Origin of the sequence: Alicyclobacillus dauci (assembly GCF_026651605.1) — a bacterium.
GTDB lineage: Bacteria > Bacillota > Bacilli > Alicyclobacillales > Alicyclobacillaceae > Alicyclobacillus > Alicyclobacillus dauci.
This window is the reverse complement of the sequence record NZ_CP104064.1, coordinates 689970-705449: the sequence shown is the minus strand read 5'-3', so window position 1 is coordinate 705449 and position 15480 is coordinate 689970. Positions and strand designations below refer to the sequence as shown.

At 52.4% G+C, this 15480-nt stretch carries 12 protein-coding genes; 4 read left to right on the top strand and 8 right to left on the bottom strand.

The window, feature by feature from the left end:
* Positions 1-9: 9 nt before the first annotated feature.
* A complete protein-coding gene (locus tag NZD86_RS03495) occupies positions 10-1026 on the top strand; it encodes a thermonuclease family protein (RefSeq protein WP_268045111.1) in 1017 nt (338 codons plus the stop codon).
* Positions 1027-1049: 23 nt separating this feature from the next.
* On the opposite strand, the gene NZD86_RS03490 is transcribed toward NZD86_RS03495, so the two are convergent.
* From NZD86_RS03490 to NZD86_RS03480, 3 genes are read right to left on the bottom strand one after another with little or no spacing between them, the layout of a single operon-like run.
* Positions 1050-2582 carry an AMP-binding protein gene (locus tag NZD86_RS03490; RefSeq protein WP_268045110.1) on the bottom strand — a complete coding sequence of 511 codons (1533 nt, stop codon included), beginning with the start codon at positions 2580-2582 and terminating at the stop codon, positions 1050-1052.
* 32 nt (positions 2583-2614) lie between these two features.
* Positions 2615-4045: an MFS transporter gene (locus tag NZD86_RS03485; protein ID WP_268045109.1), complete on the bottom strand. Its 1431-nt coding sequence runs from the start codon at positions 4043-4045 to the stop codon at positions 2615-2617.
* 51 nt (positions 4046-4096) lie between these two features.
* Positions 4097-5281, bottom strand: a complete 1185-nt coding sequence (locus NZD86_RS03480; RefSeq protein WP_268046778.1) for an acyltransferase — start codon at positions 5279-5281, stop codon at positions 4097-4099.
* 230 nt (positions 5282-5511) lie between these two features.
* On the opposite strand from NZD86_RS03480, the gene NZD86_RS03475 reads away from it, so the two are divergent.
* Positions 5512-6336 (top strand): SGNH/GDSL hydrolase family protein, encoded by an 825-nt coding sequence (locus tag NZD86_RS03475; protein ID WP_268045108.1) that lies wholly within the window; start codon positions 5512-5514, stop codon positions 6334-6336.
* A gap of 36 nt (positions 6337-6372) precedes the next feature.
* Here the strand turns inward: NZD86_RS03475 and NZD86_RS03470 are convergent, their stop codons facing one another.
* The 4 genes from NZD86_RS03470 to NZD86_RS03455 form a co-directional block, all read right to left on the bottom strand.
* On the bottom strand, positions 6373-7668 hold the full coding sequence (locus NZD86_RS03470; protein ID WP_268045107.1) for a S1C family serine protease: 1296 nt from the start codon (positions 7666-7668) through the stop codon (positions 6373-6375).
* Positions 7669-7903: 235 nt separating this feature from the next.
* A complete protein-coding gene (locus tag NZD86_RS03465) occupies positions 7904-9499 on the bottom strand; it encodes a DHA2 family efflux MFS transporter permease subunit (protein ID WP_268045106.1) in 1596 nt (531 codons plus the stop codon).
* Positions 9500-9909: 410 nt separating this feature from the next.
* Positions 9910-11277: an MATE family efflux transporter gene (locus NZD86_RS03460; protein WP_268045104.1), complete on the bottom strand. Its 1368-nt coding sequence runs from the start codon at positions 11275-11277 to the stop codon at positions 9910-9912.
* A gap of 75 nt (positions 11278-11352) precedes the next feature.
* Positions 11353-11649: a hypothetical protein gene (locus NZD86_RS03455; protein ID WP_268045103.1), complete on the bottom strand. Its 297-nt coding sequence runs from the start codon at positions 11647-11649 to the stop codon at positions 11353-11355.
* Between the two features lie 1185 nt (positions 11650-12834).
* On the opposite strand from NZD86_RS03455, the gene NZD86_RS03450 reads away from it, so the two are divergent.
* On the top strand, positions 12835-13260 hold the full coding sequence (locus tag NZD86_RS03450; protein ID WP_268045102.1) for a MarR family winged helix-turn-helix transcriptional regulator: 426 nt from the start codon (positions 12835-12837) through the stop codon (positions 13258-13260).
* Positions 13261-13262: 2 nt separating this feature from the next.
* Entirely contained in the window at positions 13263-13595 is a 333-nt protein-coding gene (locus tag NZD86_RS03445; protein WP_268045101.1) for a DUF3147 family protein, read from the top strand.
* Between the two features lie 137 nt (positions 13596-13732).
* Here the strand turns inward: NZD86_RS03445 and NZD86_RS03440 are convergent, their stop codons facing one another.
* Positions 13733-15409, bottom strand: coding sequence for a long-chain fatty acid--CoA ligase (locus NZD86_RS03440; RefSeq protein WP_268045099.1), 1677 nt, complete (start codon positions 15407-15409; stop codon positions 13733-13735).
* Positions 15410-15480: the final 71 nt, after the last annotated feature.

The following is a 15480-nucleotide window of genomic DNA, read 5'->3' as shown; positions in this document are numbered from 1 at the left end:
ATGAAAAGCATGATAAAGAAAAAACTGGCGGCAGCCGCCCTAGCTATATTACCGATCATCACCCTGGCCGGCTGTGCGGATACGAATAACACAACAGCAGCGACTAATCAAGCAGTCACCTTAAACGCCGCTGAAACGAATCCCGTCTCAAACGGCGCTGCTACTACCACCCATCAAGCAAAGGCTAGTACCGAGGCAACGCCGAACTTGATACCAGTGGTCGTTTCAAAGGAAACTGACGGAGATACGATTCATGTCAAAATGCCGAATGGTCAAGATAAGACCATTCGTATGCTGCTCATTGACACACCAGAGGATGTTAAGCCAAATACCCCGGTCGAACCGTTTAGCTTGCAAGCAGCGAGTTTTGCAAAACAAGAACTCCCAGTCGGCAAACAAATCTATATCGAAGAGGGTAAGCCCGGATATACAACGGACAAGTACGGGCGGCTCCTCGCCTTTGTATATGTAACAAAGACCGACATGTACAACGAAGACGTCGTCAAGAAAGGCCTTGCCCGCGTCGGTTATATCTATCCACCGAATACGCAACACCTTGCTCAGCTGGAGGCTGACCAAAGTTACGCCAAGTCTCACCACTTGGGGATTTGGACGATACCCGGTTACGTAACTGCAGATGGCTATAATATGAGCGCGGTGCATTATTCATCAACCGCCTCAAAGAAGACGTCGTCTAGCACATCTACAACGAAAACAACTACGTCAACGACTACAACCGCTGCGCGTCAATCGACAGGACTTCGTCTGGTCAGCTTTACCCAGGATGTGACACCTGGAGAGTATGCGACCATTGCAGTGCATGGGGTACCTGGGACAACTGCCGACATCGAAGTCGATTATAAGAGTGGCCCGAGCCATGCAGCTGGCCTTGTACCAGAGACAGTTGGCAGCAATGGTGACGTTTCGTGGGAATGGAAAGTCGGAACACGTACCACACCAGGTGACTGGCCTGTGACAGTCACTGATAATGGACACACCCTCACGGAAACCCTACACGTATCATAAGGAGCCGCTAGGCGGCTGAGGATTTACGCCAATCTTGCGGCAGCCACCTTGTCACGCAGCAAATGCTTCTGAACCTTGCCGGTCGGTCCTACCGGGACACTCCGTGCAACGATAAACTCCGACGGGCACTTGTGCTTGGCAAGTGAGCGAAGACAGAGCGCTTGGAGCTCTCGTTTCAACTGTGTCGCATCGGTTCCATCGAAGTCAGTTGGGACAACCCAAGCGACGACACGTTCGCCGTACAGTGGATCCGGCAAGCCTATAACAGCCGAACTAGCAACGTCAATGTGTCCATTCAGCGTATCCTCGATTTCACGGGGGCTCAGCTTTTCGCCAGCGCGATTGATGATTTCTTTTCGCCGCCCCGTGATAAAGACGTATCCGTCATTGTCCACGTACCCTAAGTCCCCTGTGTGTATCCATCCTTGCTCAGTCGCTGAGCCTGGCTCTTCACCCACATTCCAGTACCCCTCGATCACGTTCGCACCGCGGATAGCAATTTCCCCGACATCAAACGCCGCGACAGCCCGCCCTTCGTCATCGACCACTTTTAAGTCAATTCCGTACGGTTTGCCGACAGAGCCCGTTTTTCGTAGGCCCGGCGGCAGCGGATTGACACAAATCTGCCCGGCTGCTTCCGTCATTCCGTAAGATTCGATGACGGGCACCCCAACTTGTGACTCGAAGCGCGCTAGGATGGCGGGAGAAAGGGGTGCGGAGGCGGATCGGACAAACCGTAATGATGCAGTGCTCCCTTCTAGCACGTCTCGCTTCGTTAAAATGGAGAGAATGGTTGGAACACAGGATACCCACGTCACTTGGTGTTTCGCAACGTCTTGCCAGAACCGTGAGGCGTGGAACCTGTCCGCCATCACTAAGGTCCCGCCGGAGAGCAGCGTGGATAGCAACACGATGACCTGTGCATTGATGTGAAAGAGAGGCAGAATACAATAGCTTACATCCTCTTGCGTCAAGGCATGACTCTCGACGACGTGTAGTGCGGCGGCCATCACATGACGATGGCGCAATAGGACTCCTTTCGGATTGCCGGTCGTCCCAGATGTAAACATGAGCACGGCGGGCGCGTCTTCGTCCGGAGTCCTTAGTTCCGGGGCCTGTTCGCTCGATGCGCTCACACGCAACCACAGCGCAGTCCCAGGCAAAGACAATTCAGCCGCAGTGCCAAGGGGATGCAACCCTGTTCTTGCAAAGATGTCCGCCCAACCAGACTCCGCGTCATCTTGCATGAGAACGGCCTTTGCTTCGAATCGCGACATGAATCGCTCCATCTCAGTTGCCGGCAGTGTTGGATTAACGGGAACAACGACGGCGCCCGTCAGGAGGAGAGCGATATAAGCAACTGTGAAGGCGTACGAGTTCGGCAGGGCAAGCACAACTTTCGTCTCGTTACCAATGCCCATTTCGCGCACCTGGTCGCTCAGATCAGAAACGTCGGTGGCTAATTTTTTCGTATTGTAAAGATCATCGCCATCATAGACGACGGGACCATTTGTTTGTGAAAGCATCGACCAGAGCGATCGCGTCAATATCGACATTTCCCAGCACCTCTTTTGTGTATTCGAAATTCTTATTGATTGGAAACCCGCGACGCCCCGAGTTCTGGTTTAAGAACCCTGAGCGGAACACGCGAACCCGCTTGTTCCATCTGAACGTTTGCCGTCTCCCGACCGAAAACCAAAAATGGGAGGCTGAGAACGATTAGCGCGATGGCGACACCAAGGAAAATGACTTGATTTCCGTACGCTTGCAGAATGAATGGGATACAGGATGTTGTTACAATCCCGCTGATTGTTCGGGCGGTCATTTCGCCAAAGTACACGCCTTTTCCCCGAAGTTCTGTCGGATACTGTTCGGCGACGCATAGTTTTGAAACAGGGAAGATGCCAAGTCCGAAAAATGCCGTGAGAAATCCCGCAAGAAAAACAACAGCGGGCAGAGTCGCCCACGCGAACAAGAAGCAGCCGAGCGCAGCGAACCCAACATAGACGCCGAGCATCGTTTTTCGACCGAAGCGATCAGACAGGTGCCCCTGAACAATTGAACCCACGCCGGCAACGAGCATCATCAAGCCGGAAAAGAGAATGGAACTCCCGACCCCTGCTCCACGGTTGAGCAAAAGAGACGGCCCGAACACTTGAAGGATGTAGAACAAGATGAGCGCCGCCGTGAGTTGTAGGATGACGATGATAGACCGCCCAAAAAATGGCTTGTGCAGCATTGACTTGATCGTCGCCTTTGGGCGTGCCTGGGTCTGCTTTAAGGCGACACCTAGGCGGTAGTCAACGAGGGTGGTGTCGTGATCGAGTCCCGCTTCGACCTCAAGCCGCTCGACGAGTTTTTGCACGATATGGGTGCGCCCGGTCTTCAATAGGTACCGCGGTGATTCAGGCAACCAAAGATACAGCGGAATGAGCAGCAACAGCGGAATTCCGCCAAGGAGAAACGGGACACGCCAGGCAAACGATGGAGCAAACGCGTGTAGGGCCCAAAGTGAAGCGAGATTCGGAATGACGTACGCAGCCGTGAGAATGCCGTTTGAATACCCGACGCTGACTGCGCGTTTGCGGCTTCTCACAAATTCGGACAGAAACAAATAGGGCATGGGCAATACCGCCCCTTCACCGACACCTGCCAGAAAGCGAATCCCAAAGAGCGTCACGAAGTTGGAGACAAATGCCCCAAGAATTGTGAGCACCGAGAAAAAGAGAATGCCGAAAAGCACAACCTTGCGTCGACCAAATTTGTCGGCCATGAGGCCGGAGGGGATCATGCCAATGACAACACCCAGTGTCGACGCGACGGCCAGTAACCCAATTTGCCAGGACGTGAGTGTCCATGTCTTTTCAAGCGTGCTGAGCACCGGTCCCACAATGCCGATATCGAATGCTTCGGCCAACCAGACGAACGACAGCAGGATGATAATTTGGATCACCGTTTTGGTTACAGGAACCCTGTCCAATCGCGACAGAAGATTCACTTGAGATCTGGTATACTCCATAGTCCACGCCTCCTTGCAACTCGTTTTTCGATGTGCGACTGTCGATTCATATCAGCTGGCCTGCCGAGCATTTCGCAGCTCTCTTTTTGCTGGACGTGCCAAGCGAGTTTTCTCACCGACGATGTAACTGACCATGGGTATTTTCCCGATTGCATATGCGGCGAAACCGGCGGCGACGTAGGTGACGGCGATGATGACAGGAATGAAAGCGAAGTGAACCCCGCGGGAGACATTTAGCTGGTTGGCAATCGATTCAACATAATGCAAGGCGATGGGATGGAGAAGAAATATCCCGAATGAAACACCGCCGAAGAATCGAACGATACCGCTGAATCGGCGCATTCTCTCTTCCGTTCGCACGCGGCTCCAGGCTGTCCCAATCGTCCACAGGGTCGCTGCAGCAATGAGACTGTACGGAATCATGATGGGTTGCAATACATCAACCGCAGCCCCATCGGCGAAGTGAAGGCCAAACCGCTCAGCGAAATACGTGCCGTAAAGAGCCAATAGACCTACAATCAAGACGCTCGCGACCATCCGTCCCCGGGATGTGACAAAGTCGCGAACGGTTTGATAGTTCATGGCGAAAATTGCACCTGCGACAAACCAGAACTGGTAGGTCAAAATAAACCTATCTCGGTAGTGAAGCAGTACTGCTAACCAAGTGGGAAGTTGGGTCAAATCGACATGCGGCATAACCCACTGGTTGAAGCCCATAATGAGTAATTCGAGTACGAAACTCCCGGCAAACACCCACGGGTGAACTCGTTTTAGCCTCTTGAGCAGCTTCAACATGAGTGGGAAAACGAGATAGAGTTGCATGGAAACCATCAAAAAGTAGAGGAAGAACTGATTTGCGGTCAATAGAGATTGAACAAATGTGGACCACAGGTGTGTGGCTGTCCAATCAAAACCCTGCAAATACGTCCCCGTGAATAGAATGTAAAGTGCTGTCCACGCAATGTAGGGAATCGCAATCAAAGCAAAGCGCTTTTTCCAAAAGGACGTTGATGAGAATTCCCTATCAGCATACGTATAAAAGAGCACCAGACCGGTGATAAACATGAACGCCTCGCGTGTAAAGTGAAATGTCATCGTCAGTAAATCCATTCCGATGTTCGCTGTCGAAAACGGGACGGTTTTTGCATCATACGACGACAGTACGTGTACGCAGATAACACCTAAAATAATGCACGCTCGCATCAAGTCTACTTCGTATAAATGTTGCTTCTTCAGCGGATTCCACCCCTTTTTGAGTCAAGCTGAATGACATAGAAATGAAGCGTGGCCATCCCCGCACTGAGTTCCTACAAAAAGATTACCCATGAAAGATTGAATTGAACTTGAAATACAACGTAATACCCATTTCCCATTTTACTAATGGTTTCCACATCCCGCAGATTCAATCGTCTTTCGAGATTTGACTGGTATAAACAAGGACAGAAGAGAAAAGAAGGTGGCTATTTGTGCAAAAATCCGTAAACGGTCGAAATAGAAGATCCCACATTCGTCGATCGCGCTGGAAAAAAACCATTGGCTACAGTGTTTTAGGAGCACTGCTTGTCGCAGCAGGCTGGTCTCTAGGGCAGACGCGTACGGGCCACGACCAAGTACTTGCAGCCGTACCGAAAAATTCGTTGGCCGACAGTCTCAATCAAGAAAAGGTGCTGGTGGTGGGCGGATCGATGGCACACGGTTGGAAGGACCCGAACGACAACTCCTACCTCCGCCGAGCCTTTCAAACGCTGTCTGATACGACGAATACGAAATATACGTACGACGATCACACCGCTTCCGGCGACTCTCCCGTCAAATTGGCAAAAACGAATAATTACGAGAGTTGGCTTGCGAAAGACAAGCCGCAAATCGTCGTGATCTCGTGGGGACTATTAAATGACGTTTATCTCAAGACACCCGAGAAGCAACTTGAACAGGCGGTACGTGACGAGATCGCCGGCGCGTTGAAGGCAAAAGCAGTTGTCCTAGTGGTCACCTCACCCGTCACCCAGGCCACGGCAACGTCTGATCACAACCAGATTGAAAACTACATTCAGGACGAACTGACGGTCGCCAATTCGTTCCACAATTCGAATGTTCACTTCCTGGACCTGAACGACCAAATGACGCTCTACATGCAGGCGCACAATCAAACGTGGAAGCAATACTACGGAGATAGCTGGCATCCAAACCAAGCCGGGCATATACTGGCTGGACAGTTACTAGCAAACGAGCTCATTCAGACATTTGGGACAGGCCCCATTCTTTATCAGGACAAGAAACAAAAAGGGTAACGCCTGAATGGCGCTACCCTTTTTGTTTTGTCGACGTCAGCCTCCGAAAATACTGCCGCCACCTGAGAACGGATCAAGACCACCGGATCCACCGCCGAAGTCATTTCCCCCGGAATTGTCACCCTGTGAATTGTCAGTTGTGTTCACACTTTGCTGCTGTCCTACCTTCACTTGCAGTGTCTTCTTCGCGCTGCCGCGGTACACCGTGACCTTCACCGTTTGACCAGGCTGTAACTTAAACAAGGCTGTTCGCAAGTCTGCCGTGGACTGTACCGTCTGCCCGTTGACGGCGATGATGACGTCCCCTTGCTGCAACCCGCCTGCCTTTGCATCGGCCGTCAGCACGTTCTGCACGTAGATGCCGTAATCAACCGGGACGTTCGGCAAGTAGCCTTGGGGAATCGTCGACAGATCGAGTCCGCTGATGCCAAGGGCCGGGTGTATTGCATGGCCAGTTTTCATGATTTGAGAGGCGATGTTCTCGACTTCGTTCGACGGGATCGCAAATCCCATACCTTGGAAGTTTTGAGCGACAATTTTACTGCTGTTGATGCCGATAACCTGCCCATTGATATTGAGCAACGGACCCCCACTGTTCCCGGGGTTAATGGCTGCATCCGTCTGGATGACGGATTCATAAGCCAGCGTGGTCTGGGATGTCGGCTCCTCGACAGGCATCATTCGCTGATTGCCACTGACGATACCCGACGTGACGGTTTCCGCGAAATCGAGTCCCATTGGTGTACCAATGGCGACGACCGGCTCACCGATGGTAATTTTGTCCGAATTTGCAAACGGCGCAGGCGACGTACCATTAAAGTTAGAAACGGGCACCTTCAGGACTGCTAAATCCGTGTACGGATCCGTTCCCACCACCTGCGCTTGCACCTGTTTGTTTGACTTTAAAACAATATCGACTTTCGATCCGCCCTCCACCACGTGATTATTCGTCACGATATAGGCGTACTGGCTATCCTTATTAAAGTAAACACCGGACCCAATATCCGATTGCTGAGGCTGTTGACTCTGGCCAAAGTACCCCCCGTTGCTGGTGGTGTAGTTCACAACCGCAACCACATCCGGAGAGACTGTTTTAAACACGTTTGTGATGGCATCACTGATATTCACATTCACATTCGAGGACATCGGTGCGCTCGTGCCTGTCACCGGTGGTGTTGTTTGAACTGTATTTGGAGCAGTTGTCCCACTGCGAATCAAGGGCGTCATTGCGAGTGTAACACCGGCTCCTATACAGGCTGACAGAGCTGCCACCGCGATCCACCGTTTGTTGTCATTTCTCTGTGTGGTTCTGCTTGATTCTGATCGGTCCATAGTGATTTCTCCTCGCAGACTAGATCTTGATGTTCTCAATATGCACCATAAACATTGAAGAATCATCGAATTCCCGGAAGTTTTTTGACCCGACCGCGCCCGCCGAATCCAACAACAAGAATAACCAATCGTGCATGTCACGACAAACAAGCCCAAGCATGGCCATGACGGCTGTGCCTGGGCTTTTCAATCAGATCGGTCGTTGCGGCGGTTCGGGTGACCGAACGCGCTACTGTTAGGTTCCCTCAATCAAAGTCCGGGGTTTCGTACGCCCTTCCGGTTCCACGTGTACCGCATCACTGTCTTCCACTGGCGGATGCGTACGCTTAATAAAGAATGTCAACACAAACGCCAATGCCGCGATCACGGTCGCCAACATAAACGCATCGTTCATACCGTGAATCGTTGCATGCTTCATGGCCGTAACCATCGCCGCTTGGCTTGCCGACGGTGTCTGACTGACTTTCGCACCAGCTTGGCTTGCAGCTTGAGCCGCCGTCTGTTGCAGTTGCGCCGCATTTCCACCAAAGGACGCGAGCAGTTTAGTCAACTGTGCCTTGGTCTGATCCGTCATCACGGTGACCAACAAAGCAGTGCCAATGGCACCTGCCACCTGTTGGAGTGTGTTGGACATGGCTGTACCGTGTGGGTTGAGGCGTTGCGGAAGCTGGTTCAATCCCGCAGTCATGATAGGCATCATGAGCAGCGACATGCCAAACATCATAATGGCGTAGGAAATCGCCAGCGACAGATAGGTCGTTGAATCCGTCAATCTCGTGAAGTGAAACATCGTTCCTACCGTCAAAGCTGAGCCGATCACGGCAAGCCACCGCGCCCCAATCTTGTCGAAAATCTTGCCGGTGATAGGCGACATAATGCCCATCAAAATGGCGCCGGGCAGGACGAGCAGGCCGGATCGAAACGGGGTGAACCCGCGAATGTTTTGGAGATACAACGGCAACAACAACATGGCAGAAAACATGGTCATGGTGATGAGGATGCTGATAATGGTTGTGAGCGTGAACATGTTGTAGCGAAACACCCGAAACTCCAGCATCGGGTTCTTGGCCGACAACTGCCGCCACGTAAACAGCACCAGACCGACGAGCGCTACAGCGAGTGAGACGATGACGGTTGCCCGGTTCCATCCGCCATTTCCGGCCTCGCTAAAACCATACAGCAAACCACCAAAGCCAAACGTCGAGAGAACGACGGACAAAATGTCAATTTTCGGCGCCGTCAACTGCGTGACATTGCGCAGGGAAACCATCGCGAAAATGATGTCGATCACGGCGATGGGCAACACAATCCAGAACAACACCCGCCAAGAATGGTTCCCAACGATCCATCCAGACAATGTCGGACCGATGGCCGGCGCGAACGTGATGACAAGGCCCATAATCCCCATCGCGCCACCGCGCTCTTCCACGGAAAAGATGGACAGGACGACATTCATGAGCAGCGGCAACATGATTGCCGCACCACTCGCCTGTACGACGCGGGCCACGAGCAGAAATGCAAAGTCTGGCGCCACGGCCGCAATGAGGGTCCCTGCAGCAAACAGCCCCATCGCCGTGATGAACAGCGTGCGTGTCGAAAACCGTTGAATGAGAAAAGCACTTACGGGAATCAAGACACCGTTCGTCAGCATGTAGGCCGTTGTCAGCCACTGTGCTGTGTTTGCGGTGATTTTGAGCTCGTTCATGATTGGGGGCAAAGCAACGTTTAACAGCGTCTCGTTGAGGATGGCTACAAAGGCGCCGGCAACCATCACTGCGAGAATCAAGCCCTTGTTTAGCCCCGTATCAGGCGAGGTTTTCGTTTGACTCATAAATTACACAATCCTCCTGTGTTGTGAACAAAATACGTTCTGCGCAATGCTGTGTCCCTCTCAACCAGTCCCCAGAAAAGACGGGCACTTCTCAGAGCAAAGAGACGATTCGAAATGCGCGCGAACGAGTGCAGAGATGTGGGGTCAAATGAAGAGGTGCTCTGCGGCACGTATGAGCTACTGGATGAAACGGGGCGGTTTGAAGTGGTTTCTAGATGTCTACCGCAATCGCTATTATACAGGAGCCTTACCAAAGTAAAATCATGAATTCGTAAAAGTTTTGTTTATATTTTCTTGACGAACGTGTCCGACCGTACCTCGCCAGGGAACCGATCACAGGCAAGATTCGAGCGTTGGCTACCGGCCGGACACCTCTGAACACAACGATAGCAACATCGCGAGGCCTGGGATTAGGCCTCGGTGGGTAATACAGTGGCGGATCGCGGTGTGACCAGTATTTTCTGTTCCCAGATTCGACTCTTCCAGCGGATCGACATAATGACGGCTCTCGACCATTCGTCGAGACAAATCGTCCACCAAACACCGACTAGGCCCATATGGAGATGCACGCCAAGGAAATAAGACAAGGGGATGCCCATACCAATTGGAAAGAGAATGCCCATCATCACCGGAAAGCGAACGTCCCCGGCCGCACGCAGCGACTGGATAATGACAAGGTTGAATGTCCTACCGGGCTCGAGCAAGACGCAAATGAACAACAGATGTGTGCCCATCTGGATGACCGATCCGCTCGACGTGAACAGATGCAGCAATGCGTGCCCGCTCGCGGCCATTGTAACAGCGATCACCGCCGTCACACCAAGCGCTACCCACAAACTTCTCCACACGACCCGATAAGCCGCGTCAAGCTTGCCCGCTCCACACAAATGCCCGATGACAATCTGCGTGCCAAAGCCAACTGCACTTCCGAAGATCAAGATGTAGTACATCAAATTTAACGTATAAACTCTCGTTGCCAACACAGTCGCGCCGTAGATGCCCATAAAACTGGTCATCACCAACTGTCCGATTTCATACGCGAGCGGTTCACCAGCAGATGGCACGCCGATGGTTAGGATTTTCTTCAAATGGCATGCTGGGATCGAGATATAATCCTTCCATGCGATGCGATAGGGAACATAGCGGTACATCAGTACAAGCATGACAACGAATGCGAGCACACGACTCACCGCGGTGGATATCGCCACACCCGTCACACCCAGCACGGGAACCCCAAAGGGTCCAAAGATAAACAAATAGTTTCCCACAATATGTAGAATGTTCATTCCGAGGGATACAAGCATCGTAACACGGGTAAACCCGTTCGCCCGTAGGACGGAACTAACCGCCCCCAGCAAAGCTTGGCCAAAGATAGTCGATCCGACAATTTCCAAATAGGCATTCGTCAACGGCACGACAGACGCCGGGAGCTGCATAACCGACGCTATCAAGGTCCGGAACACAACTAGAAATGCACTGACGAGTAAGCCGAACGCCAAGTTTACCGTGATCGAAGCCGCAGTGAACTTTGCGCAGTCACTGATCCGTTTGGCACCCAAGTACTGCGCAACGAGCACCGCTGCGCCGCCCGACACCATATTGAAGACCAGCAGCACAATGCTTACGACCTGGTTACATGCGCCAACAGCGGCGACAGCGGAACCAGAAACGTGGGATAGCATAAATGTATCCGCAGTCCCCATCAACAGGAACAAAAGTTGCTCAATGAGAACGGGCCACGTTACCCGGGCCACGCTCATGTCAGACGTCTCCGTCATTGAATCGTCTCCTTCGAACCATCGTAACCAACAAAGACCTTGTTATGTTACGACGAAGGGACACACAACAGAAAGTTAACCTTCATCCTTGAAGTCCTCAATTTTATATTCCTCGACGATCTCGCCCCGCATCGCCTTGTCTATATCACGTTCAATACTCACATCAATTCCCGTCATCCGATTCCTGTAATAACGTCTGCCGACGGCAAAGACCTGTTGCCGAATCTCCTCATTGCTCGGATCGTTTGCGAGCTGGCGCAGCAATGCGTAGTACTGTTTCGGCAGGCTGTCGCTCTTCTGAATGACGCGATACACCCAGTAACAGAGTGCTGCGATAACAAGGATGGATATCACCCAAAAGACAAATTGCATCTGCTTGTCCGACTCCTTTCCATGAAACACAATATATCACGAAGGAACTTGCCCCTCCGCAGTATCGCCATATCCCACCATCATGTACATGATGAGACGAAGTAACACCTCGCCTAGCATACAGGAAAATGATAGGGCAACGCCATCTTCGGTTGTGGGGGCGCGGCGGGCGGGTGTGGAAGGTCGCGCGGCGGTGGGGGGCATGGGCGGCGCGGCGGTCCGTGCCTGGGGCGGCCGGCCCACAAAGGTCCGGCATTCCCTTCCGAGCAACTTTTGCGCGACGGCAACACAAATAACGGACCAGCGTACCGCAATCGCCACTGTCCAGCAGCGCGACACTAGAAAAATGGGCGCATAACGGAACACGACTTCCGCTAATTATCCGTGTGTAATGGAGCAAACTTACTAAGGGTCCGGCATGCCGCTATGGAGGCCATCGCTATGGTAGAGGTAGCATGTATATATTGTTTTACCCTGTTAAACAATCAACCCCAACGTCCCATCCCCGGCCCTCGATCCGGCCTCCACCTCCCACAAAGGTCCGGCATTCCCTTCTGAGCAACTTTTGCGCCACGGCAACGCAAATAACGGATCAGCGTACCGCAATCGCCACTGTCCAGCAGCGCGACACTAAAAAATGGGCGCATAACGGAACCGACCTCCGTTAATTATCCGTGGGTAATGGAGCAAACTTACTAAGGGTCTGGCATGCCGCTGTGGAGGCAATCGCTATGGTAGAGGTAGCATGCATATATTGTTTTACCCTGTTTAACAATTAACCCCAACGGGCCATCCCCGGCCCTCAATCCGGCCTCCACCTCCCACAAAGGACCTCCATTCCCTTCCGAGCAACTTTTGCGCCATGGCAACACAAATAACGGACCAGCATACCGCAATCGCCACTACCCAGCAGCGCGATACTCGGAAAATGGGCGCATAACGGAACCGACTTCCGTTAATTATCCGTGGGTAATGGAGCAAACTTACTAAGAGTCTGGCATGCCGCTGTAAGAACACCAAGGGCGCTCACACAAGACGAGTGTCGCAAGCCGTAATCGATACACAGGTGCCCACCAATCATAGGGATTTTCCTACCTCCAGCCTCCTGCTAAACGGATTGTTTTACATCGTTCAAAACGATATAATCGCTATACACGATTATCCAGAACACAAGGAAGTGAGTCAATGAGCACAAATCATGACACCGCCCGGGCGATCTCCGATGCCTTCGCGAACATCTACTATCACTGCCACCCAGCATTTGAAATGGAGTTGTCGCACCAGGCCGTGCGCGCTTTGCAGTTTCTGCAGATGAACGGGGCGGCGACCGTCACGAGTGTCGCTGCATACTTAGGTTGCGCACAAAATACGGCGTCGGAAATGTTGCGGCGATTGAGTGATAAGGGCCTTGTGGTCCGTCGGCGAAACGAAGTGGATGAGCGTGTAGTAAATGTTCACTTGACGACGACAGGGCTCAATACGGTCAACGAGCATACCGGGTTGGATGTCGACAAATTGGCGAGTCGTCTGGGGAGAGTTTCTTTAGATGAACGAAGCGAGATATTGAACCAGATGGTGCGCCTGCAAAGACTGTTGGAGCAGGAGGACTAACCATGTGGATGATGGTTCTTAAAATTGTCGTCAGTGCGGGGATTATTACAGCCATCAGCGGCATTGCGAAGCAATATCCAGGCATTGGCGGGTGGATCGCGGCACTGCCGGTCATAAGCTTGTTGTCTGCGTTTTGGCTGCTCGTTGGGCATCAGCCGAGCGTTGAGATCGCAAGGTTCTTGACGAGTGTTGCCAAAGGGCTCGTCCCAACTGCCATTCTATTGCTATGTATGGTGGTATGCCTGCGCAGCCAGTGGTCGTTTAGGCTCTCGTTTGCAGTTTCGACGTCCGTATGGTTGTTGGCGTCGGTGGGTCTGAAGAAGATCGGTATGTGAGTCGGGGCCAAATCATCAGACTCACGTATCCCCGATAGACTCCTTATGACTGAAGAACTGGATCATCGTGCTAAGCGTATCTCTCATACGCTGGGACGATGATCCCTCCTTTTCGCCACAGTTCAGGTGGCCGAGCGCTACGCCCGAGCTGCCCACCGCTCATACTCCTCTTCCTGCAGCTTTCGCCACAAGATTTTTCCGGTGCCGGATACGGGTAGTGAATCGACGAACTCAACTTCACGCGGCACCTTGTAAGCTGCCATTTGTTCCCGCGACCAGTCCATGATTTCCCGCGCCGACACCTTGCCCTTGAATGGCCCGCGGAGAATGACAAAGGCCTTCGGCGATTCTCCGCGACGTCTATCTGGCGCAGCGATGACACAAGCTTGTTCGATTGCCGGGTGCTGATACAGAATGGATTCGACTTCGCTTGGCCAAACCTTGAACCCGGCGGCGTTGATCATCCGTTTGACGCGATCGACCATATAGTAGTAGCCATCTCTATCGTATTTCGCGATATCACCCGTCCGAAAGAATCGCTTCCCATCGATGAGGACAAACGCGTTTGCATCCTCGTCTGGCCGGTTCCAGTAGCCGTTAAATACTTGTGGACCGTGAACGATAAGCTCCCCCTCTTCATTGCGGCCGAGTTGCTCGAGTGTGACGGGATCGATGATACGTGCATCCACGTCAAATGCTGGGATGCCCATGCATTGGAGTCGAGGAGCCTGGGGCGGATTCATGTGCGTTTGTGCGATGGTTTCCGACAACCCGTACCCTTCACTGTAGCGAACACCTGTCATTTCAAATAGCCTTTCGCCAACCGCCTTCGGAAGTGTCGCACCACCGCCACCGACGTTCGTCAATGAGGAGATATCATAGTTGTCAATGTTGGGGTGCGCCAAGAAATCCACGACCATCGTTGCGATGTTCGTCCAGTTCGTAACGCGCGTGCGCTCAATGAGCTTCGCTGCCATGTCGCGATCCCAACGAGTCATGATAACCATTTGCGCACCCGAATAGATCGCACCCAGCATACCGTGCACCATTCCGGTGACATGAAATAACGGCAAGGCCGTCAACGTCACTGAGCTCGGGGTTATCCCATACCACGTGCAGACCGATACAATGTTTGCCTGAACTGTCCGGTGGGGATGGATACATCCTTTGGGCACACCTGTTGTCCCCGACGTATATGGCAGGATGGCCATATCTTCCGATACCGCTGTGTGTGTATGCGCTTTCATCCCAGCCGCAAGTGCCTCTGTCCACGCCACCGTCTGTGGATCAGCAACCATGGCACGAGGAGCCAGAATAACTTCAGGTAAGGATTCGTCGTGATCGGAGGATAAGTAATCCGAGTAGGTGGCTGTGACAACATGTTTCAGTCCACTTTCACCGATAAGTGGCTGAATGCGCGAATACAATTCTTGGCCCACAATGGCGACCGTTGCTCCGCAGTCTTCGCGGTAGTGTCGAAGCTCCTCTGTCACGTTCATCGGATTCAGCGGAACAACAACGGCATCCGCACGTAAAATGGCGTGGAAAGCGATTACATATTGAGGGGAGTTCTGTATATATAGAATGACCCGATCACGCTTTTGAACACCGCACGCCTCTTGCAAGTATCCCGCAAGAGACTCGCAAGCCTCTAATACATCGTGATAACTGATAGGCGTACCGTAGTACTCGATGGCCGGCTTATTCGGGTAACGTTTTGCACTCACGACAAGATTGTCATAAACGGATGTGATCGGAACCGTTAACGTTCGTGGCTTGCCTGTGGGCCACACTTTAAAATGCCGCGTCGTCATCCAAGCAACTCCTTCCCCAGCGATCATTGCTGTTCATACCAATTATACCTAATTTAACTCAATTATATGAA